Below are 21,578 nucleotides of genomic sequence, written 5' to 3'. Positions count from 1 at the left end.
ACCTGCGCAAGAGGCCACCAGTCCGCTTCCCGCCTTCTAAGCCCTGATGGGCTTTCCGCAACGGCCACATCCTCACAGGGCATTCATACGCCGATGAATCTCTGATCCGTGAAATCCCGGAGAGGGTTAACACCCACAGCATCGCCGGTAAAGCTGAACAGCTACAGGAGCCTAACCGAATTTGCCGACGTGGTGCTCTCTGATGGTATTCATTGATGGACTCCAAGCTTCCCCCAAATCCGCCATAAAATCCGCAATCACACTCCCCCCCCCTCGCCGGCATCCTCTTAATTCCGCACGGAGCCATCATCGACTGGCAGCATTTGAAATGTTGACCTATGGTCATTCTTTTAAATCATAAAAATGACCAAGGATCATTCATGATGAATGCGGTGTTGCTCAAGCGAGCCATGAAATATCTCGATCTCAGCGGCGTTGCGTTAGCCGAGAAGGTCAGCGGGCTTCGGGAAGACGGCAAACGAACGGCCCCCGAAACGATCAGTCGTTGGCTCAGTGGAACGAGGCCGGTTGACCCTTTCTTGATGGGATGGCTCGCCGAGCTGGTGCGCTCAAAGCTGATGACTCAGGATGATGTCAGGGTGCGGCTCCCCAGCGAAGGGCTAGTCATTGCGGTGAGCAATTTGAAAGGCGGAGTAGGCAAGACCACAGTGTCAAGGAACCTCGCCGTCATCGCGAAATCCCTACGCTTGAAAAGCACTTACATCTATGCGGATTACCCTCTATCTGTTCGAGCCGGTAGAACGACCAAAAATCGACTGGAAGCACTCCGCATTAATTGCCCTGAACTCAGTCTGGATGAGATTTTGGCCTACAAGCCAGTTGCTGGCGAAATAGTAATCGTGGACGTGAGCAACGGCGTCGCTCGTGATTCATTCTTTACCCCGGAAAAATCTGAAGACCGGCTTCAGGTGAATCCTACAGGTTTTCTGGGACAGTTCCGGCCCGCGATCTACGTAGTACCTGGCGAGTTCAGCAGCAGCATGGATAACTGGTCTCTCAAGGCTTTCATCGACAGCAATGTATTCCATGCCCCGGTGCAGCTTCTGCACCGCCCATCCTTCATGAGCATGGATTTCGCCAGTACGGCGCGCGCTGATGGCTTTGACGTAACCTCAGACATGTTCTGCCCCTTCTTCATCCCCCAATCTGTATCTGCAAGTGCTGTACTTCCCCAAGACGCCCTTAGCGATTGGCAAAACCTTGATCAGAAGCACCACCACTACAAGCTGTTTGAGCACCTGCTCGAATTGCTGGGTGGCGGGGTCATGGACAGCTTCGATGTCATGCAGAGTGTAAAAACCGCCCCATTGAGCAAGCTGCTCGATCTGGCAGAAGGTGTTTACTGACGGCAGACGTCTCGGTAGTTAGCCCCATGACGGTATGCGTCCAAGCAAAATATCGCCCAATAAAAACCATAGGAACCGTGGTTTCCACCGGTATATGGGTAGACCATCTATCTTGCTCTGGCAATCTTGAGGGTGACTTGGTCGAACGGTAGCAGTCTTCGGCAGACGCTTGTGCGTAGGTGGCGCGGTGATTGACACCAGACGAAATGACAGGCTGGGAGGTTGAAAGAGTGCAACCTACAAGCTCGGTAAAGGTCTGTCGCTCAGTCTCACTAGCTCGTTTAACCTCAAAAACCACGACGGTCTTCGAATCGAATTGAAACAGAGAATGCCGGGGCGCAGCACCTCACCAGTAGTGAGGGAGATACTGGAGTTTATTGAAATGATCACCAGCAATCCTAGGCGGCCCTGCACGTGCCCAGCAGCCTCCGCCGAGGCACGTCGATAGATGTAATCGATGCCGAAGGATGGAATGAAAAAATCCTGCCCAATTGCATCCGTGATGGATGTGATGATTTCCTGGCCTTGAATATTTTCGAGCAACTGGTCACGACCTGATGCTCCATCAGAAAAAAAGAGCCTCAGGTATAACCTAAGGCCCTTATTCAGAAGATGTTGGAGTCTAACTGGACGCTGTGCTCGATCTGGAGTTAACGATCCATGGCCAATGAATCAGGGTCGGGCTTCAAACGTCCCTGCTTGACCTTCACATGGCCACCGCCCAATAGCCTACCCGACTCGTCTCTATAAGCGGTCGCGCCTTGGAATCGAGTCGATTTAGGGCTATCAATGACCCAACAAACAGAGCCATCAGCAGTTCTGTGCTGCTCTGGCTTCATAACCTCAGCCCCCTTGTATGAGCCATTGATGACCCACTGAGGCCGACTCTCGCGTTCTTGTCTGTCAGCGAGTTCTTGGCTTTCTCGCCGGATCTTATCGGCTAAGGAGTAGAACGTTACCTCAAGCCTTCTACGTTCATCCCCCCCAATATCCGATTCAAGCACATCGCCTAAGCGACGGAGCTCAAGCCCATCACTGATCATGTCTCGAACCCGACTTTTACCAAAATTCTCTGACACAACTCCTTTGAGTTGTTCACCGATGCGAGCGAGTTCCGCATCGGAGACCTCTTTGATAACCCCGTCCGAAAAACTTATTTTCAAAGCCATGTGTTTGCCCCCTGGGCGTATTGCGCCAGATCCATGCTTTCAGTATAGCCCTCTACCAATGCCGTAATGAAAGTACAAAATTCACGATAGTGCTGATTGAAATTAGGAGAAGCGCGATTGAACGCAACATTGCTATCTATCGTGATGACAATGGGGCGCGCCTTCTGCTCAGGTTTCGTCGCGCCAGTCACTGGTAAACAAAGCAACCAGGTTTTTGCAGACCATGCTCGCGGTTAGACAGGGAAGCGTGGAGCCGTGCCGCTGCCAAAGTCATCCACGATAACCGCGCCATCTGCCCACGCCGCTCCTGCATGACTATCCTTTAGTAACACAGTTAGCTCCCCATCAGGATCAGCCTTACGATAGCCAGCCGTGAATGCCGTAGAAAGCGTCTTCATCGAGTTCCCCCGCTGAACACTAATACCAATGCGGATTCGATCTTTCCCAGGATTGGGGTAGTACAAATGATTTCTGAAAGCGTCGAGAATAGCTTGGAGCTCTTTATGCAGCTCACTGACAGCCTGCTGCAACACCACCGGGCCACGAAGAGCTACGGAAAGCTCTTTCGTGACCCTCGCTTGAGCTGCAGCCACCTCTGCGTAAACTGAAGTCGCCGGCATGTCGAAATCCAGCAAGGTCGCATTGGTTTCCAGCGCAACGGTAAGAATTTTGTTTGGCGTGCGAGTATGTACCTCGCTCGAACCATTGACCACAGTGCCCGTAAGCGCTGCGAACCAGAATTTGTTATTGACCGGCGCAGGCGGCGACAGACTCAAAGCGATCGTCGGAACACCAGGATGCAGCAACCGTTCCTCATCCAGCGCCCACGCGGGAAGATTCGAAACAAGCCCACCATCAAGAAATTTGCCCTTCATCTTCAAGTCAGCAAACGGTGTTCTACGAGTAAAAATTAGTCTCTTGGGCTTGAAGATGATCGGAAGACATATAGACGCTGCCACGGCATCCGCAACCGCCACATCAGGCGTGCGCTCAGCACAAAATAGCTCCAAACTCTCCGTAGCGGTGTTGGTGGCAATGATTTTGAGTGGCGGACATCCAACTAGATCCATGTCTGCAAAGGTAATGTTGCAGTCTTTATTGATTCCGGCGAGCTTAAGCCGATCCGACAGCTTTTTTGCAATCACCCGATCGATTATCTTGCGGACATTTCTAACCGACGTGATGCCCCATAACCCCCACACGAAAAGAAAAACCAGCCCGAGCAAAAGCCAAGGTGCGGCGAACTTTAGACTTTGCCAGATGATTGCCGGAAGAGCTCGTAGGGCTTTTGGTTCGTAAAGCGTCATCCAACCTAATGCACCAGCAGACACCACGAATATTAAAATCCACCAGCAGTACAACGCCCACCTGTTCGAAAACGGAGATAAAATCCGATTGGGCACACCAGGAATAGTTTTGAGAATTCTGAGGACGAACCATCCTAGTGGAGTGAAAAGCTGGGTAGGCTTGCTGTAGGGCAAACTCCCCTCCTCTGTTCCAAAGGGCGGACGCAGAAACAGGTGCTTCTGAGCCTTCGGATCTGCGAGTTCCTTTCCTGTGTACCCTGCTGCCACTAGCGCTGCTGCAATGGAGCCTGCAGATGTGCCAGCGATCCCCTTAATACTCAGCATCTCTTCTTCGATTGCGATGAGCCCACCTGCATGGGCAACACCTTTGGCGCCGCCACCCTGCATAACCAGAAAAATTTCCTTGATGCTGTGTTGCACTTCGTTTTTATCAACCATTTTGAACGAGATTACCTTTTGCTAACGCATTTTAAGGTGCGCGTACATGGGATTGCTGCGTACGCGAAAAATGGCTGTATGGTTAGCCAGGGAGCTGTCTTTTTGAGATCAAACAGCCATCATTCTATCGACAGTCAGCACAGCGCTCCAGAAAAACCAGAAAATATTGGATCCCACCTCTAAAACGCTTCCGTTACCCTGTCAAATTTCGACCAAGTTCAAAGGAGCTATTCTGCCGACAGATAACTTGACTCAGTTGCTGGACACATTGCGCGCATGGGCGTTATTGAATGGTGTGTTGCTCGTAAATGTTCACGTTGGGCTTCAGAATGGATGTCATGGCAACCTGCGCCTACAGCTAGTAGCGAGTGAGCTTATGACCTGGGACTGCGCTTGAATGCGACCAGTGCCTCAAGCGCCTGCGCGACACTCAGTCCCTCTCGCTTTTTATTGATAACAAAGTCCGCGTCGAAGGTAGCAGGATCACTCTCCGTAAAGTCTGGACAACCTGCTTCGGCATGCTTTCTTGCGTTATCAACCACCGATTGAAGCCCCTCACGCTCCCAGTGACACCGCCTTTTTGCGACTCAACAGGGTTACTCCAGTCAGCGGTTAGGTGCAGATCATAGATCAGGCCGGCGGCAGCGTTATTTCCTACAATGGCAGACCGAAAGCAGGGTGATCTGCTTGCCCCACCAGCGTGGGGGTAAAGTGACTACAAAACTTCTATCCGATCCAGACATCAGTGATTGAAAGCAAGACTCTCAGCCAAATCGACCACCTGTTTTCGATCATCTTTTTTCAGGCAGTGAAAACACTGGAGCAGATGAGCCGTCTCGTCATCCTCACAATAAAAGTAGGCTAGCGGTAGGTTGAGGATGCCGCGATCTGCTGCAACGCTTTACGAGCGCAGGCCGGTAACCTGAGGCAAATCGACTGACCGAGGTGATTCGCTGGGTTCACCCGCCGCCGGTGAGCAATGCCTCGGCGAACAGACTTGTCAGATCCGGCGGGTAAATATCCTCGTCACACCTCGACAGTTCGGTTTGCGACCACCACCTCACCTCACACACGACCCTGCGCTCCTGATCACTCCATGCGGCAGAGGAGCACTTCTCGGCGCCGGCATGCACCACGTAGTAGTTCTCGACCGCGAGCACAGACTCCCCATCGGGCATTTGCCATAAGAACTCTCTGCGTGCGATGCATGGGCCAACGGATTGGACACCAACACCGGTCTCTTCCCGGAGCTCGCGCACTGCCGCCTCCTCAAAAGACTCATCGCGTCTGAGTTGTCCGCCAGGTGTCGCCCAGTAGCTCATCTCTGCCAAAGCGCCGGTCTTGTAATCGATCTTGAAAAGCAGCAATCGATGAGCCGGGCTAATCAACAATATGCGAGAGGCTAAACGGTGTCGCGGCATGAGTCCCCCGTTGTATCTGCGCTAACCAATGACCTCTAATACCTCACTACCCCGCATTCGCCGAACGTCCACCACATATTCAGCAATGTTGGGGACGGAGTAATCAACAACCAGTTCGACCACCGTCTTGATCGGTTTGCCTGAACGCTTCACAGGATAATCTGGAATTCTACGGAAGATCTCTGTACCGCGACGATGCGGCATAGGCCAGGTATTGCCCGAGTTCATATGACACAACCATATGGCTTCGGCATACGCCGGAATGAAAGTCGCCGAATCCAGCGTCAGAACATCGTGTTCGAGCCTGCGGTAATCGCGAGCGCCGAGCAGACGATGCAGCCTTTGTTCCTCAGCCCAAAAGAAGACTTTGTGGTTGATCAACTCATACCACTGGCGTGGTGTTGTGCCGTCCGTGAGGGCCTGTATCAATCTGCTCTCAGGCATGGGCTTCTGATCACGAAGCACAATGTTGGAAGGGTGCCCTGCCCTCACATCCATTTTCTGATTGCGGTGCTCGCTCTCGAACCGGGCGCGGTCGCCCCCTTCGATGGCGAGATGATCAAGGACTGCCGTTGCGCTCATAAGCCCATGGGTACGAATACTGTCCCAAGCTCCGCTCTCAGCCATATGGTAAACCCGGGGATAAAGCTCGATCAGCTTGTTCAGATCCATCTGTTATCTCCTGCCAGAGCGCGCCGTCCAGTTGCGCCGATCGATCAGCGAACGTAAATCGCTGGGATCCGGGTCTCTGGTAAAGCGAGTGTTAATCAGCGAGACAGGCGCTTGAGACACCCGCTCAAGTTCCTCCACGAATTTGATCGTGTCAGAATCAAGCTGTTCGAACCGGCGAGCATTACGATTCGTCGACTGGAGGTAATCTGCAAAAGTCAGGACGATGTCGGTCGGGGCATTCAGCGCGCAGGCTTTGCGAAACTGATCCCATTCAAACCAGCCAACTTTACGGTCACGGTGCGTGGTGGAGGTTTTCTCGGCAGCGTTCAAAGCGTCCGCTTCGAGATCTGCAAACTTTGCAATCTCATCGAAAGTCGTCGGATGCTTGAGCATCCCGGAAGTGTGTCCCTGATCCCCATCCGGATCGCCAACGCGGATAGGCATAGGTCGAATCACCATAAGGATCTTGCGGATCCTGCTGGGTGATATCCCCGCTTCAGCGAGGCATCCTGCAACATTCGTGTCCCTGGACGTCACATGGGGATAGTCACCGTGGAAAATACTCAGCCCGCTCCCCTGGGTTCCTTCCAGCAGAATGGAGTTACCGTTGCGGTAGGCCTCCTCCAGTCTGTCTGATGTGCATCCGTGATATTTTCCAGGAATCCCCACGTAAGGGCGAAGCTCATCAACATCCCGCGCGAGCCTTATCGCTTTACCTCTATTCAGAATACGCCGCGCAGCCGCTGCCCCACTTCCGCTTCCAGTAGAAGCGATGGTCGACACCAGATGCCCCTCCTTCTCCGTCTCGATGTCTTCATCTTCAATAATGGTTGCTTGAGGATCGATGAACAACCGGTCTGCCCCGATACCGCAAGCTTCAATCTCCTTCAAAAGGCCCGGCAACCTGATAGTCATGCCAGGGCCAAGGAGTAGCCGTGCAGTCACTTCACGCGACCCTGAGGGAAGATGATGATAGGTAAACGTACCGACGGCACTCGCCACGGTGTGTCCAGCGTTGGGGCCACCCACGCGAACCATGACATCGTACTCGCGAGCCAGGTAAGCAACAATATTGCCTTTGCCCTCGCTTCCGTACTGCCCGCCAATAAGAACATCCACACATCGAATTTCAGGCGGTGTGAAGAGGTGCAAGCGAGCGGCGACCCGCACCAATGTGTCCTCGGAATCTGAGCGTTCGGTGTAGATGCGAACGTCTGCATCCTGCTTGAGCGCTTCGATCTCATCCGGATCCATGAGTTGATTCACATCCTCATAGACAGGAGGGCTGGTGAGTCCTTCAACGCGCTTCGCGTAACGTCCCTGAAGCGTTGGATCGCTAGCGTAGAGGTGCACATGTACCAAGTTGGCACCGAAAGCCTGTCGAAACTGCAGCACCTGTGCCAGCGTATCCAAGTGATCGACGACTAATGGTCTGTCATCGTTCTCACTCGCGCACATCGCCTGAGTTTCCAGAAGCATCCACTGCTCGTGCGCTGCCGTATCCAAATCACGTCGCCGATCAAGAATGTCCGGCTGATCCATTCGAAGGCGCCACTCGGCATCTTCAATGGCTCGACGATCACAAACCACGGCGAAGCCAAACTGCTTTTCCAACAAACTGGCTAATCCACTCTTGCCGCTACAGGTCTTGCCACTGATCACTACAATCTGCCGAGTTTCCATGCGCTACTTCTCCCAGATGCCCATTATCTGATCCGCAATTTCCGATGAGGTGTGCTGTTGAGTGTCTAGAACTTTGTCCGCAAAACCTGCAAGCGAACGAGCACTCTGCTCGTTAGGGTGCAGTACGCTCACCCGATACTCTTCGAGAAGACTTGTGCCCCGCGCAGCGTATCTCTGCGCCAGAACAGACTCTGGCGCGACGATGTGCACGTGCCTCACCACATCCCCGAAACGGAGCTTCAACAACTCCACTTGCCGTGGTTTTCGGACTGCATCCAGGAGCCAGTTATCAACATCTGGCCGGGCTTCGATGGCCGGACTTGCGACAGACTCTATGAGCCAAGAAAAGTCAGTTGCCCTGTCGAGAGAGTCACCGAGTTCTTGCAGGCTATGACGATCAAGTAGCTCATTCCGGGAAGCCAACTGAGCCCGCAGAAAGGAGCCACTACTGATCGGAACAAACCCATGGTGTTCTTGTAGCGAGACAGAAACTGACGTCTTGCCACTGGCCATCGGGCCGCTCAAAAGAAGTAGTCGCTTCACGTGATGACAATCCCTGTCTTGCGAATTCAATTCACGCTAAAGCGTAGTTGGCCCGGCTACGTTGATATGTTTTTTTTCACTCAGAGCAGGAGCAGCCCATGCGGAGGATTCACGCTTCAGGAAAACAATCCTTTGTCAGCCCTGATTCAGCGTTTTCATCGCTAACAATGGGATCAAATCTCAGCGATCGCATCCTGCATCACTTCAACTTCAGAATCGCTAAAGTTGCTGGAGTCGGAATGTAGCGGACAAGAGCACACGACTCCCCAAGTCCATCGGTTTTTCAATGGTGCCTAGGCGTACGGGGATTCTGGTTGCGGTTAATGCGAAAGAAACCTGGCTGATTACGATTTAGCGTAACTCAAGTCGCGCATATGGCCTATGAGAGTGATCGATATCCAAGAAACTTATGGCCGCAACACAGTGCCGAGAAGCTACTCATCAAATAATTTCTGATCGTGAACATCAGTTCCGCAGAGCAAGACTTTCAACCAAATCGACCACCTGCCTTCGCTCACCTTTTTTCAAGCAATGAAAACACTGCAGCAAATGCGCCGTCTCATCGTCCTCGCAGTAAAAATACGGCACCGGCAGATTCATGACTGCAGCGATCTGCTTCACGATGCTTTCAGCAGGCTGGTGAACGCCCTTTTCGTATTGAGACATCCGCGCAGAGGCCGTGGCCGGATCGATGCCAGCCTCAATCCCCAAGCGCTCTTGTGAAAAGCCCCTTAGCTTGCGCGCCTCTTTCAAACGCTTGCCGAACGTACCCATTTTCTCATCGCCGAAAGGCTAAGAGATTCTTAGATTTGCTTTGACCGCATACTAAGTATTCCTTAGTATTTGGAAGAAATATCCTTTTGCCATCACTCAGCGACGCAAGGACAGGGACTCAAGATGAAGGAAATGCAGATCGTAGACGGCCGGCTCGACGAGAAATCGCGCGGCTTCGGCGGCGACATGGTGAGCTACCATTTTTGGAAAATTGACGGCAAAAAACTCGAACCGATCGAAATCCCAGATGTGCTGGACGCTCACGTCAAGGCAGGGGATCGTGTCCGGGTGACAGCACAACTGGGTAAGGACAAGGTCTACAGAATCTGGGCAATGCAAGTGGCAGGAGACCCTGTTCGCTCGGTGGTTAATATTCCCTTCATTGGCGTCTCCCTAGGGAGGCTCGGCATCTTTCCGTTAACGGTCGCCATATTTACTATTTTTGTTGCCTACGGTTTCTGGACAAACAGCGCCAACCACCGAAGCTTTCACGGTTCGTCCTACCAGCTAGCCTGGATCGCGCTGAATTTGTTCGTCAGCTATCGCTACATGGTTAAGCCAATATTGATCATCACGCGCGGCATCAAGGCGTTCCGTGAATATTGCGCCAAGACCCCTGCTTCCGCCTCTACCGCCAAATGAGATGAACCAGTCGCAATAGAGTGCCTGGAGTAAAAGTGAACAACGTCGAGCAGATCCAACGCCAAGCCGAACAAATTTTTGGCAACAAAGAAAAAGCCGATCATTGGCTGAGCCAGCCGACAGTTGAAACCGGTGATTGCTCGCGGTTGCAACTGGCTCACAGTCGAGGGGGATATGAAGTCGTGAAAGCAGAACTCGATAGGCTCAGTCATGGGTTCGCCTGTTAGTGCTCCCCTTCGTCGAGGATCGACATGATCACCTTTGATCTCAACACAAACGACGCCGAGGCTTTGCTTCGACATGCGCAAACATTCGAACCGGATTCGGGCGATGCTCGTGAAGATCGGCGACTGCGCGAGGCACTGCTCGATCTGAGCAACGCGCTTTCATCTCATCTGCATAGTCACGCACACGAGACAAACCATTCCTGATTCAAACAGAGCCACTCAAGCGATAATTGGCGCCTCGATGAATCGATCAGCCGACTCCATTGTAGGTTGCCAGATCGATGATCTGTCGAAGGAAAACGACGACCTCAAGTTGCTGTTCGTCGTCGGGCAGCCCTACCCGTTTTAGCATTGCCCTTGCGCCCTCTTTGATCGCCGCCCGCGCATCATTTTCGGTCTGCAACCTCAGGTCGGCCTCTTCCGGTATGACATGCCTCACTTCTACTTGCCATGCTAGGCGGCACGGAACTGCTTCGCGCGAGTGCTAAACGAAGCTGTGCTGACCCGTAGTCTCCCTATCCACTTCGGAACTTGCTCTGCCGAAAGCTTCATCATCATGCAAATAGTCGCCCCACCTCATCTCGCAGCCCTCCCAGCAACGCTCTGCTTGCTATGAACGAGCATGAGCGCGCGCCCTACAGGCTATCCACGATCGAAACCGGGCCTAGGCAAACCTGGCACTAGGCTAGCTTTATGGCCATTTGCTGCTATACCCCAATTTCATGGATCTCTAGTCGCTTGGAGAAAGGTATGAAGGGGCATGCAGGAAGGATGGAAAGCAAGCGTGAGACAAGAACTTCTATCTGGAAATTAGGACTATCCTTGTCAGCTTTGCTTATGGGAACGGCTTGCTCCGACAGACCTATCCACTTAACTCCGCCGAATAGGGCAGATCCAATTCTTGAGGTTTCCGGAATCAAATTGGAATCGACCGACGCGATCATCAAGTCACTTGAGGATGGCGGTATTAACAAGCAGAAGAGAAATGCCGCTCAATTCAGGCTGCTGGCCCAATCTGATATCTACTGCGGGGATTTCATTTCGTCGATTTACGGGCGCCGAGCCACTACTAATGTCTGGTATAGCACCATCACAACGGCGACCGCAGCGGCGGCGGCTATCGTGGGTGGCCGTGCGGCTCAAAATTTGGCAGGCACCTCTGCGGTAACTAACGAAATGCGCGGATCGATTAACAATGAAATGTATGGTGGTGAGCTCGTTCCGACCGTAGCAAAAGAGATCATCTCAATGCGCAAGGCCGAACTTGCCCAGATCATCCAGATGCAAAAACAGCCTGTGGAGGACTATGGTGCAACCGCTGCGCTTGCGGACGCCATTTCATATCACGAGCTATGTTCGATCCCAATCGCAGTCTCAAGTATTCTGGCCCGGGCCAATACAAGGTCATCAGAATCAACTGTGGATCTTGCTGGGTTACTGAAAGTTGTCGACGAAGCTATCACCCATGAAAAGAACAGGCTCAGTGACAAAGCGATCGTGCCTGATGCAGCGGAGACTGTCCGCATCAAAAATAGGATTAACGACCTATCGGACAGACGCAGTGATTTAGTCCGTCTGTATGTGATCCCGGGCGTTAACCTTCAGCAAGCAGGTGGATCGCAAGCGCCGAGAGCTGAGTAGACCTGACACACGAATGTCATTGTGCATGCTTTTCTGATGGTCTCGTTCCTCAGTCAAAAAGGGACTCAAGCATGGATTCCAATCTACCTATCTGGCACTTTCTTTATGTGAACGCCCTTCTTCTCGGGCTTGCGGGCTGTGTTTCCCAGCACGATTTCACAGGCGTCGCATTGGCCAAACAGGTGCCGAGCCCCGGTCATTCGGAGCACCAGACCTTTCTAAGTGCGCGACTCTCGCAAAAGCTTATTCCCCTATATGAGAAAGACGGGCATATCGCGACATCAGGGTACATTGCACAAATGCTAGGTTTGCGTAAGGAAAGGATTGGTAACTTGTCTTGCTACAGCCAGGCTCCGGATGACCTCGCTCTCCGTTATTCAGCACCAGCCGTTGGTGTCTGGGGATTGCCTCTGTACACCGGGTATAGGCACGACATCGTCAACAGCCTGCACTCATTGCATGGAGGTAACGCTCAGGCTGTGGCAGATCGACGGAAAATGCTTGAGGCACTCGTACACCAATCATTCGTCTCCAGCCAACCTGATTGGCAGACCGGATTTTTGATTCATGCCCTGGGCGACAGTTATGCCCATGTCTATTCCAAAAACGGGCAACTCCACTCTTACGGTGAGTTCGTGGGTCATGCATTCGAGAATACTCGGTGGGGCGAAAGGCCGGATTCAATTTTCGTAAACGGACACTCGGAGATCTATTTGAGTTACGTCTCTGCACTGTTTCGTGCGCTCAGCCCTGCAGGAGGCGCAAGTCAAGAAAGAAAAGATCTACTTGAAGCATTTCAGAAAAGGATTCGTGACGAAGCGACTCTAGGAAATAAAGCAGACAAAACCGCGATATTCGCTATGCCCACTGAATCTGAGAGTTATATCGAAATTGAGCACAGCGACGTGAACTGCGAGACTGCCTACAGCCACCTGCATTCCACCGAGGTTCGAGCCTTCCTGCGTGATCTCACTGTAAAGCTCGCCTCCCGAGACAAGTGACTGGCCGCAGCCCACGGAATTTGGCAACCATATCGGACTCAAAAGACGTCGGAGGTAGGGACAGGATCCGCAGGTGCCAAATGCTTTGCAAGCAAATGCAGTTTGCCAAGAAGCTCATCGAAGGTGATCACCTCCACATCTTTGCATGCATTTCGAAACAGCTCAAAGCTGCGTCGCTGGCGTTCTTCGGCTGGGGTGATGCCGGCAATGACAATACATCTGGCTGTATCTGGATGTCGGTCTCGCATCGACTGATGCTGCGCATGGTATAGCCAGTTCGTGCGTAGCAGGCTTTGCTGATGCAACACCTGAGTGATCGCGCCACTGAGTTGCAGGTTTGGGCCGTAGACATCCTGATTGCGATAAGGTCTAGACTGCATCAGCGGTGTCGAAGGCTTCTTAATTTCGACGATGGCCAGTTCTCGGCCATACGCAAAAAGGAGGTCACCAATGTGAGCGCCCGCTCCATCCATCATTGACCCCCGGGCATGGAACTGAGCATGCAGGAGTGCAATGGGACGAGCGAACACCATGGCCAAGACAAAGGCGTTGGCTTCGAAGAACTGTTGCCAGTGCCCCTCGGTCAGTTGCTGATCGAGCATATTCTCAAATTTATCGATCATCGCCGCCATAGTCACTCTTTCAATCTCTGCGCGCAGTTCGAACAACTCGCGAGGCGCTTCCTTCGCCAGCATTTCGATGCCCGTCTTGACCTCCTTGAGTTGGTGACGACGTTCTCGGGCCGCAGCCTGGGCCACCACGTTGCTGGTCTTGGTACCCATCGCACAACTCGCCAAGACAGGTAGATTGCCTTGGAAGACTACGTTGGGAAGGAGCGTCGGAAACACCTTGCTCATTACCCAATGTAGCTGTGCTGAATTCTCACTTTTTCGCCGCGCGCGAGTGATCCTCATGCAGGCTCTGCGGCATTCATCAACGAGTGCTTCTCTTAAGAAAACCGTGCCGTCTATTTCAGGGGCGTCAATTTCAGACGAGATGGCTATAGCTTGTACATGAGGGGCAAGCCGTAAGCCTCGCCATAACGGGGTGAGTTGCTTAACGAGACCCAGCCCTTCATAGCATGAGTTGAAGAGTTTGCGAGGAAGGCTCAAGTCGATGAAAAGCATTGCGTCATCAGGAGTGTCAGGTAACGTGCGGCTCGTTTTCGTCTCATACAAGATGCATCGCACATTGCCGTGCTTAGGGTCTCGATAGCGCTGCGTGTGCGGATTGGTGTAGATGGGATACATGGTGATCCATCCTGCCTCAATCGTCGCCAGTCGATGCCATTGATCTTCGGGCAGAGAGAGCCATGTATCGGGGCCGACCCGATCAAAAATCTGAAGGTATAGATCGACACAGAAGCCGCTCCCCGAAGGGCGCTTGAGAGTGATGAAGGTTGGCTCCACCACTTCCTCCCCGCTCAAAGTGCTCACCGATGGTTGCTGAATCTCCGCCATAACCATGCTCCATGACCAGTTTCTTTCGGTAAATTCCCAGCTCTATTCTTCAACACGTAATCGACATTTGCACAAGGGGTAAGAAATCCATGCGGATCTGGTTTAGGTTGAACCTCCGTTGCTTATAGGAACTCCCAAACCTAAATCCAGGAGAAACGTATGACCCAGACAGCTTTGGTCGTGGGCGCCAGCGGTATCGTTGGCAGCGCCATCACACAGTTACTAATAGACAACGAGTGGCAGGTCGCCGCACTGTCGAGGCACCCGTCGCAAGTGCAAGGCGTGATACCTGTCGCGGCAGACCTTCAGGATCCCGCGTCGCTGGAACAGGCGCTGGCGGATTTGAAACCCACTCACGTGTTCATTACCACATGGTCACGGCAAGCAACGGAGGCCGAGAACATTAGCGTTAATGCCGCCATGGTACGTAACGTGCTCGCCGCCATTCGCCCAGCCAAGAGCGTTGTGCATGTAGCGTTGGTCACTGGCCTGAAACACTACCTCGGCCCGTTCGAAGCGTACGGAAAAGGCAGCCTTCCGCAAACACCGTTCCGCGAAGAGCAGGGTCGCCTGGATGTCGAGAATTTCTATTATGCCCAAGAGGATGAGCTCTTCGCCGCTGCTGAAAAGGACGGCTTCACTTGGAGCGTTCATCGCCCGCATACCGTCACCGGGGTTGCTGTAGGTAACGCGATGAACATGGCAACCACCCTCGCCGTCTATGCGTCCATTTGCAAACAAACCAATCGCCCTTTTGTGTTTCCAGGATCAAGAGTGCAGTGGGACAGCCTTACCGATATGACGGATGCCCGGCAGTTGGCGAGACAACAACTGTGGGCGGCCACCACGCCGGCTGCAGCTAACCAGGCATTCAACGTCACCAATGGCGATGTATTTCGTTGGAAATGGATGTGGAGCCGCATTGCCGACTACTTCGACTTGCCTGCTGCCGATTATCCTGCGTCCCCCGCCCGTCTAGAGAAGCAGATGGCTGACGATCAAGCCGTATGGACGAACATGGTTGCGGAACACGGTTTGAAAGAACCGGATATCGGTCGATTGATATCCCCATGGCACACTGATGCAGATCTCGGTCGGCCAATCGAAGTTGTCACTGATATGTCGAAAAGCCGTGCCATGGGCTTCACTGCTTACCAGGCGAGCGATCAGGCATTCTTCGACGTATTCGACAAACTACGCCAGATGCGCTTGATACCCTAGGTTGTTCCAGAGCAGATATTCTCAGAAGAATCCAAGGAGAGAGGAAGGAAAATGGCAGGCGAATACTCGTTGTCCGACGTGCTGGAAAGGATGTATCAGAATCAGCTCGCCCTAGAAGCGGCGTTGATGGAGTTAACGCTCCATGTCGAAGCTCAGGGGAGTGCTGAAATCGGGGATAACGTCCGAGGTGCTTTGTGGGCCATTGGTGAGAACGCCGGGCACATCAAGCAGGGTTTAGCCCGGCTTAAAAAGCTCCCATGACCCAGCCGCTTTTTGATTTTGATCTCAAACGCGTTTCCCGCACGCACTAGGTCAGTGGCAAGGCTGGGATCAACTACCCGCACGCTGGAAGCACTACAGGTGGGTGGCATTTCCTGTCCTACTTCGACCGGGATTCGGGTATAGCGAAAGTGGCTTTGGCAGGCATCCACTATCCAGATACCACCGCCTACTTTGGTGAACTTGGCATCATTGACGTGACCAATGAGCTAGCGGAGCGCGGCTGGTCTGTTGAAGAGCGGCGTCTGTACATGGCGGATCACTACAGGGCTGCTGTGGATATGGTCGTGAGATGCGCGCTTAGCGAGTCCATTCATTGCAGCGTCGTGCTTGATGATTGGTTTCACTCACTAGCCGGAAGACAGCGACTGCTTGAGATTCTAGATACAGCAACGTCACAGCTTCCCAAAGTTGGACGATGGCAAAAAGTCGAAGCGTGGCTGCGTACGCAAACCTTCAGGGAGGGTAGCCGCTAGTCTGGATGGAGAACGGTGCCAGTGCTAAGTGGTGCATCGGCCCCAAGGGTCTATGGTCGCTGGATTTTCGACGATATCAATCGAACTGCTGAGCTCGTGCTGCATGCGATTGAAAACCCGCTCTATATTCGGATGCGCTTTTGACTCTCCTAATGTGCTCACCAAATGTAGCAGTTCGCGGCCCTACGCTAAGGGCATCTGAACGTCGCAGTAGACGGTGCCGTCTCGTCTGTCATTCCCATCAAAAAACCCTCGCAGTATGGTGTTGGCCTTTGTACCCACCACCAGCATTAGGCCGTACCACTTCGGGAGGGGCTTTCGTAAACCGAGCCTTTGGCACGCGGAGCGCACGGACGCCCAACCCGCACGCCTGCGCGCTCCGCTTGCCAAAGGCTCGTGCGCATAATCAGTCACACGGACATGCTGGATGCGCTGGGATGTCAACAGCTGGCTAGGCGCCAAAGCTAAACGTCCCCGCTAGAAGCCTTGGGAACCGAATGGATTAGGGAGGAAAAGTGCTGCTAGCAAATCCAAGCGTCACGATCTGAGCCCAATTGCATTCTTACGCGCTCACATTTTAACTACACGCGCACTCACCTACTGTGAAAGCTGGACGTTCTACTCGCCGCCCTGGAGCAGTGGTGGTTTCCAGTCAGCGAAGTGCTTTAACGCATCAAGGTCGCCGATTAGTTCCTTCGCGTTTGCCAGCCGCTCAATGACAGCCTCTCTCGCCACACCATCGAGGCACTGCGCTGATTTTTCGATATCGGCGAAGAATGCGCGAACACTGTTCACCTTTGCCCACCTCTGGATTACGGATTCGAGTTGCTCACGGCTGTCCTGAATGGCCTTGAGGTGCCGCTTTTCCTCCTCCTTTCTTTTCCATTCAGCTAATTGCAGCTGTTGCTTTTGCCATTCGAGCTCGGCTTTCTCCCGTTCGAGCTTCACTTTCTCGGCAAGCCCTTGAGCCTCAGCGATCAGAAGCTTCACGATGCTTGGGATTTTATTGATCAGATCGCCAGGCTTGTCTTCCTTCCAGCGCTGAACCCACTCCGCCCGGTAGTAAGGAGAGTAAACCTGAAGGCACAGTCGACCGCTGGGCATGTCGGCACGCATTACCCATTCGTTTCGATACGGGGGAACGCGTTTTCTCTCTGGACGTGAACCCAGCCGGACTAACCTTTTGTCTAGGCTTTTGACTTCAACGTATTCGCTGATTTCGTAAATGGACAAACCAAAAACGACGCTTCCAACATGAACCACAGTTGGACGTTGAGGCTGCCAAAGCGAGGGATAGACATATCTCGATGAGGGGATGTCCCTATGATCAACTGGTTCGCGGCTAATGCGCTCGGCAGGATCGGTAAAGGTAACGGTGAGACCTTTTTTCATAAACGCTAGGAACAACTGGTTTGCGAAGTCGACCGCATGAGCGAGCCCACTGCGGCTCGCTATCAAATCCGCCATTGCACGTTTGGTAGGCCTATCGTAGCCGTTCTCGCTTTCCCGAACTTTTTTGAAGTGATCTTCAATGCTCAGTAAAAGTGGGTGCCTTCGAAGTTGCGCGTCAGAATTGAGCGGCGGCGTACGGCTCACCCTCTTTCGCTTTATCGCTGACGATCGCTGAACCTGAACCGGTGCTTCATTTCGGTTCCACACCGTGGGTTCACCAGGTTGAGCACCAGGCAAGACTGGGCGAGCCTTAGCCTTTCCTACCGCGACTTGCGGCCAATAGCCTACAGGCGGCCTAGGAATATTCAGGCTGATGTAAACCTTAGTGAGATAGCTGGAGGACACTCCGAATCGCGAGCTAATTTTGGTCATTGGAGTCGACCAAGCCAGATCGAAAAGCGATTCTCTCGTCACCACTTCATCCGACATATCACCCGCTGAGTTCTGAGCGTTAGCTGAGCCTTCCATAGGGATCACTTTCCAGCGATTGAAGAGCAAATGATCGTAGCTAATCCGTCGCGACTACATAGCTGGTTACCTACTTCCGACGGATAGACATGTGAAATGAAGCGTCGATCTTAAAGGAAATGGTGGCCCTCTGATTTGCCGGGCCTTGTGCCCGAGGATGCCTTCCCACATACGAACCTACAGACGGAACAGCCGTAAACGAATCGTTGCTAACCATCTGTGGTCTGCCGCGATACCTCATCACGCATTGATCGGCGTCTCAATGAATCGATCAGCCGACTCCATGTAAGTGGCCAGGTCGACGATCTGTCGAAGAACAATCACCACCTCAAGCTTGTGTGCCTCGTCGGGCAGCCCTATCCGTTTTAGCATCGCCTTTGCGTCTTCCTCGATCGCCGCTAGCGCATCGATATCACTCTGCAACCTCATGTCGGCCTCCTGCCATTGTGAGATCAGAGATACATACCCCACTTCTTCAAATCACACCAGCGGGCACAAGCACTGCTTTGAGGAAGGGTAACGGTACCGACGAGCAAGCGCGCCGAGTCATAGCAACGGATCGGGGCATTCACAGCTCATGCCGGGTTAGCTCTCAGTTGCTGATATAGGTCAGCAAGAAGCCTGGCGTCGAGTAATGCATGGTGCGGTAGCTCCGGGAGGTCGACCTCACCGAGGTCATTGCCTTCTAGGTGGCGAAACAGATGAATCAGATTCGTGGGCTCGTTGGCCACATTGCTTGGCCATTCATCAGCCGAACCGGCCAGTTGGCAGAAAAACCTCCAGTCCCAATCTGGCGCATCCGAGCAAATCTCGAGTTCTTCCTCAAAACTGTCGAGGTAAGACTTCATAGCAGCTTGGGCGGAAGCGAGTGACCTGCCATGACGGTTTGAATCCAACTGCGGCAAGACGTTTTGAATCACGAAGTCGCTGCAGTCTCCCACTAGATATGTGTCTGTGAGCTCGACGTAGTATTCGTGGCCGGCTTCGGAAACGAGTGCCAGCGAAATCAACTTGGTGTCGCGATTAAGCTGAGTGAATTCGCAGTCCAAAAATACCTTCACACCCTCCCCTCCTGTGTGTACCTGGTTCATGCGTGCCAGTGTATATTTGATAAAACGATCAGAGCCGGCTGGTTTCTTTTATGACTTTAACCAATTGTCCTGACGTTTCTACGCAGGCGCTCCCAAGGAAGTTGTTTTTGCGAGTCTTAGACTCTGAAGACTCACTCCACCATATTTACCGTCTGTACTTGTCTCATATTACAATTGTTATAGCCTGAAGCGCCCCACGAGTTTCTCCATCTCGCCGGAAATTTCTGTCAGACGCCCCGACCCGGAATGGGATGAGTGCGCAAACTCTTCAACTAGGAGGGCATCGGCGTGAATTTGCGCAATGTGTTGGTTGATATCCTCGGCCACCTGATGCTGTTCCTCTGCAGCCGTAGATATTTGAGCATTTTGGTCGCGAATTGAGTCCACTGAGTCGCGGATCTTTTCGAAACTGTCACTCGCCTGCTGGATACACTCCACGCTGATCTGCGACGCCTCCAAGCTGCGTTGCATCTGCTGGGTGACCTCCTCGGTTCGCCGCGCGAAGTTGCCGAGCAGGCTGTCGATCTCGCCAGTTGAGTCGGCAGTACGACGCGCTAAGGCGCGAACTTCGTCAGCCACGACCGCGAATCCACGCCCCTGGTCGCCGGCGCGCGCCGCTTCGATGGCGGCATTGAGTGCCAACAGATTGGTCTGCTCAGCGATCGAACGAATAGTATCGAGGATCGTGTTGATGTTCTTACTGTCCTGCTCGAGCATCTGCATGGTACATGCCGACTGCTGCAGGTCTTCACTCAATTTAAGAACGCTGCCCGTGGCCTCACCAATGTGCCGTTGCCCGTCGTGCACCTCTCGATAACCAACGTCCGCGCTGGAAGCCGCGCGACTACATGAGCGAGCCACTTCGTTAGAGGTAGCGACCATCTCGTTGAAAGCCGTGCTTACTAATTCAACTGCTTCGCGCTGCCGCACTGCTGCGTTGTTCATGTTGCTGGCCACTTGACTTGTATCCGCAGCGACCTCTTGCAAATCGGAGGAAGCGCTGCGGATGCGCCTCATCAGTTGCGCGATCATCCCAAGGAACTGGTTGAACCAACCAGCCAAAGTGGCGGTTTCGTCCTTGCCCCGCACTTCGAGTTCGCGTGTCAGGTCGCCTTCCCCTTCGGCAATTTCCTGCAAGCCATTGGCAACGCTGCGAATTGGTCTAACGATTACGCCGGCGAAGCTCGCGCCTACGATGGCGAATACAATCGCCAACACGGCGGCAATCATCGCAATAAGCCATGTGAGACTGGTGGCCTGAGCCATGACTTCGTCACGCTTAATTAGACCGATGAAGCGCCAGCCTAGGCTTTCGGAACTCACCACATTGACCATATAGGGCACGCCATCGATTTCGATCCTGGTGACGCCATCGCCAGTCTTTGCCAGATCGGAGTAGCCAGGGCCCAAATCGGCCAAGGGTTTGAAGCTGTTTTGGGGATTGGCGGGATCGACTAAAACGTTGCCGTTGGCTTCGACCATCATCAGGTATCCGCTGTCGCCCAGCTTGATGGTTTTAACCAGTTCCGTTAGTTGCTTTAGCGAGACGTCTACACCGACGACGCCTACCGGGTTGCCGCTTGCGTCGGCGAAAGCGCGAACCGTGCTGACCAGCACCATGTCATCCGGCGCCCAGTAGTAGGCGCCCGTGCGCACGGTTAAGCCTGATGCGGCGGCCATGGCGGTTTTGTACCAGGGACGCACCCGGGGGTCGTAGCTGGCCATTTTGGGATCGTCGGGCCAGCCGGCAAATCCGCCGTCGTTGAGCCCCAGTGAAATGGACGCGGTGGTCGGGTGGGTCTCGGCAAATCGATCGAAAATAATCTGGAGCCGCTGATCGGCTTCGCTGACAGGCGTTTGCTCAGCATTGGCAGCGGTATAGTTTTTCAATCCCTTGACGCTGGCGATCCGAGGATCCTTGGCAAGGTATTCGACGTTTTGGCGGATGCTTTCAAAGAACTGCTTCATGCCGTTATCAATCTGGCGAATTTCACGACCGCTGCTATCCAGGAAATTGGCTTGCGCCGCGCTCCGCAAGTTCAATACGACGAGCACCGCGACCATAACCACTGGAAGACAGGCGATGGCAGCAAATACCCATGTCAGCTTCTGTTTGATATTCATGACCTCTCCAACGGGTACTTATAATTATTTAGGGCGGGCCGATGGAACGGATACACCCATTGGAATCAAAACAGCGCCCACGACGACTGACGCGAAATCTGCAGGGGCAGCGTCCGTAGATA

The 21,578-nt window shown here is 53.2% G+C and carries 20 protein-coding genes and 2 pseudogenes; 9 read left to right on the top strand and 13 right to left on the bottom strand.

What is annotated here, in order from left to right; all coding sequences use genetic code 11:
* The first annotated feature begins 380 nt into the window (after positions 1 to 380).
* The gene (locus tag QOM10_RS15035) at positions 381 to 1,367 is read left to right on the top strand and encodes an AAA family ATPase (RefSeq protein WP_109784849.1); all 987 of its coding nucleotides are present in this window, start codon (positions 381 to 383) and stop codon (positions 1,365 to 1,367) included.
* A 650-nt stretch (positions 1,368 to 2,017) separates the two neighbouring features.
* Here QOM10_RS15035 and QOM10_RS15030 read toward each other — a convergent pair.
* From QOM10_RS15030 to QOM10_RS15000, 7 genes are all read right to left on the bottom strand, one after another.
* The gene (locus QOM10_RS15030; protein WP_109784850.1) at positions 2,018 to 2,536 is read right to left on the bottom strand and encodes a hypothetical protein; all 519 of its coding nucleotides are present in this window, start codon (positions 2,534 to 2,536) and stop codon (positions 2,018 to 2,020) included.
* Positions 2,537 to 2,769: 233 nt separating this feature from the next.
* Positions 2,770 to 4,281 carry a patatin-like phospholipase family protein gene (locus QOM10_RS15025; protein WP_316916378.1) on the bottom strand — a complete coding sequence of 504 codons (1,512 nt, stop codon included), beginning with the start codon at positions 4,279 to 4,281 and terminating at the stop codon, positions 2,770 to 2,772.
* Positions 4,282 to 5,240: 959 nt separating this feature from the next.
* Complete coding sequence (locus QOM10_RS15020; protein WP_316916377.1) at positions 5,241 to 5,702, bottom strand: NUDIX hydrolase; 462 nt, start codon at positions 5,700 to 5,702, stop codon at positions 5,241 to 5,243.
* Between the two features lie 21 nt (positions 5,703 to 5,723).
* Positions 5,724 to 6,374, bottom strand: coding sequence for a DUF7002 family protein (locus tag QOM10_RS15015; protein WP_316916376.1), 651 nt, complete (start codon positions 6,372 to 6,374; stop codon positions 5,724 to 5,726).
* Positions 6,375 to 6,377: 3 nt separating this feature from the next.
* The gene (locus QOM10_RS15010) at positions 6,378 to 8,057 is read right to left on the bottom strand and encodes an adenylosuccinate synthetase (RefSeq protein ID WP_316916375.1); all 1,680 of its coding nucleotides are present in this window, start codon (positions 8,055 to 8,057) and stop codon (positions 6,378 to 6,380) included.
* A gap of 3 nt (positions 8,058 to 8,060) precedes the next feature.
* Positions 8,061 to 8,600: an AAA family ATPase gene (locus tag QOM10_RS15005; protein WP_316916374.1), complete on the bottom strand. Its 540-nt coding sequence runs from the start codon at positions 8,598 to 8,600 to the stop codon at positions 8,061 to 8,063.
* Positions 8,601 to 9,065: 465 nt separating this feature from the next.
* Positions 9,066 to 9,374 carry a helix-turn-helix transcriptional regulator gene (locus tag QOM10_RS15000; RefSeq protein WP_316916373.1) on the bottom strand — a complete coding sequence of 103 codons (309 nt, stop codon included), beginning with the start codon at positions 9,372 to 9,374 and terminating at the stop codon, positions 9,066 to 9,068.
* Between the two features lie 123 nt (positions 9,375 to 9,497).
* Between QOM10_RS15000 and QOM10_RS14995 the strand changes: the two genes are divergently transcribed.
* The 5 genes from QOM10_RS14995 to QOM10_RS14975 all read left to right on the top strand — a co-directional run bounded on the left by QOM10_RS14995 (position 9,498) and on the right by QOM10_RS14975 (position 12,885).
* A complete protein-coding gene (locus QOM10_RS14995; protein WP_316916372.1) occupies positions 9,498 to 10,016 on the top strand; it encodes a hypothetical protein in 519 nt (172 codons plus the stop codon).
* A gap of 35 nt (positions 10,017 to 10,051) precedes the next feature.
* Positions 10,052 to 10,243 (top strand): MbcA/ParS/Xre antitoxin family protein, encoded by a 192-nt coding sequence (locus QOM10_RS14990; RefSeq protein ID WP_316916371.1) that lies wholly within the window; start codon positions 10,052 to 10,054, stop codon positions 10,241 to 10,243.
* A gap of 24 nt (positions 10,244 to 10,267) precedes the next feature.
* Positions 10,268 to 10,447 carry a hypothetical protein gene (locus QOM10_RS14985; protein ID WP_316916370.1) on the top strand — a complete coding sequence of 60 codons (180 nt, stop codon included), beginning with the start codon at positions 10,268 to 10,270 and terminating at the stop codon, positions 10,445 to 10,447.
* A gap of 546 nt (positions 10,448 to 10,993) precedes the next feature.
* The gene (locus QOM10_RS14980) at positions 10,994 to 11,884 is read left to right on the top strand and encodes a hypothetical protein (protein WP_316916369.1); all 891 of its coding nucleotides are present in this window, start codon (positions 10,994 to 10,996) and stop codon (positions 11,882 to 11,884) included.
* Positions 11,885 to 11,955: 71 nt separating this feature from the next.
* Positions 11,956 to 12,885 carry a hypothetical protein gene (locus QOM10_RS14975; RefSeq protein ID WP_316916368.1) on the top strand — a complete coding sequence of 310 codons (930 nt, stop codon included), beginning with the start codon at positions 11,956 to 11,958 and terminating at the stop codon, positions 12,883 to 12,885.
* Positions 12,886 to 12,923: 38 nt separating this feature from the next.
* Here QOM10_RS14975 and QOM10_RS14970 read toward each other — a convergent pair whose 3' ends face one another.
* Positions 12,924 to 14,345, bottom strand: coding sequence for a Shedu immune nuclease family protein (locus QOM10_RS14970; protein WP_316916367.1), 1,422 nt, complete (start codon positions 14,343 to 14,345; stop codon positions 12,924 to 12,926).
* A gap of 159 nt (positions 14,346 to 14,504) precedes the next feature.
* Here QOM10_RS14970 and QOM10_RS14965 point away from each other — a divergent pair, with 159 nt between their 5' ends.
* The 3 genes and pseudogenes from QOM10_RS14965 (at position 14,505) to QOM10_RS14955 (ending at position 16,321) form a co-directional block, all read left to right on the top strand.
* Positions 14,505 to 15,566 carry an SDR family oxidoreductase gene (locus QOM10_RS14965; RefSeq protein ID WP_316916366.1) on the top strand — a complete coding sequence of 354 codons (1,062 nt, stop codon included), beginning with the start codon at positions 14,505 to 14,507 and terminating at the stop codon, positions 15,564 to 15,566.
* Between the two features lie 51 nt (positions 15,567 to 15,617).
* The gene (locus QOM10_RS14960; RefSeq protein WP_316916365.1) at positions 15,618 to 15,827 is read left to right on the top strand and encodes a hypothetical protein; all 210 of its coding nucleotides are present in this window, start codon (positions 15,618 to 15,620) and stop codon (positions 15,825 to 15,827) included.
* A pseudogene (locus tag QOM10_RS14955) lies at positions 15,824 to 16,321 on the top strand (hypothetical protein). Before QOM10_RS14960 ends, QOM10_RS14955 begins: the two are co-directional and overlap by 4 nt.
* 618 nt (positions 16,322 to 16,939) lie before the next feature.
* Here the strand turns inward: QOM10_RS14955 and QOM10_RS14950 are convergent.
* The 5 genes and pseudogenes from QOM10_RS14950 to QOM10_RS31310 all read right to left on the bottom strand — a co-directional run.
* Positions 16,940 to 18,241 carry a hypothetical protein gene (locus tag QOM10_RS14950; protein ID WP_316916364.1) on the bottom strand — a complete coding sequence of 434 codons (1,302 nt, stop codon included), beginning with the start codon at positions 18,239 to 18,241 and terminating at the stop codon, positions 16,940 to 16,942.
* A 240-nt stretch (positions 18,242 to 18,481) separates the two neighbouring features.
* Complete coding sequence (locus QOM10_RS14945; RefSeq protein WP_191952828.1) at positions 18,482 to 18,670, bottom strand: hypothetical protein; 189 nt, start codon at positions 18,668 to 18,670, stop codon at positions 18,482 to 18,484.
* 146 nt (positions 18,671 to 18,816) lie between these two features.
* The gene (locus tag QOM10_RS14940) at positions 18,817 to 19,302 is read right to left on the bottom strand and encodes a 3'-5' exoribonuclease (protein ID WP_258638162.1); all 486 of its coding nucleotides are present in this window, start codon (positions 19,300 to 19,302) and stop codon (positions 18,817 to 18,819) included.
* Between the two features lie 207 nt (positions 19,303 to 19,509).
* Positions 19,510 to 20,277 carry a methyl-accepting chemotaxis protein gene (locus QOM10_RS31315; protein ID WP_410479226.1) on the bottom strand — a complete coding sequence of 256 codons (768 nt, stop codon included), beginning with the start codon at positions 20,275 to 20,277 and terminating at the stop codon, positions 19,510 to 19,512.
* 93 nt (positions 20,278 to 20,370) lie between these two features.
* A pseudogene (locus QOM10_RS31310) lies at positions 20,371 to 21,396 on the bottom strand (cache domain-containing protein); the annotation flags it as partial.
* Positions 21,397 to 21,578 lie beyond the last annotated feature (182 nt).

Origin of the sequence: Pseudomonas sp. P108, from assembly GCF_032613195.1 — a bacterium.
Classification (GTDB): Bacteria; Pseudomonadota; Gammaproteobacteria; order Pseudomonadales; family Pseudomonadaceae; genus Aquipseudomonas.
The sequence above is the reverse complement of the archived record's forward strand: the minus strand, read 5'-3'. Positions and strand labels throughout refer to the sequence as shown.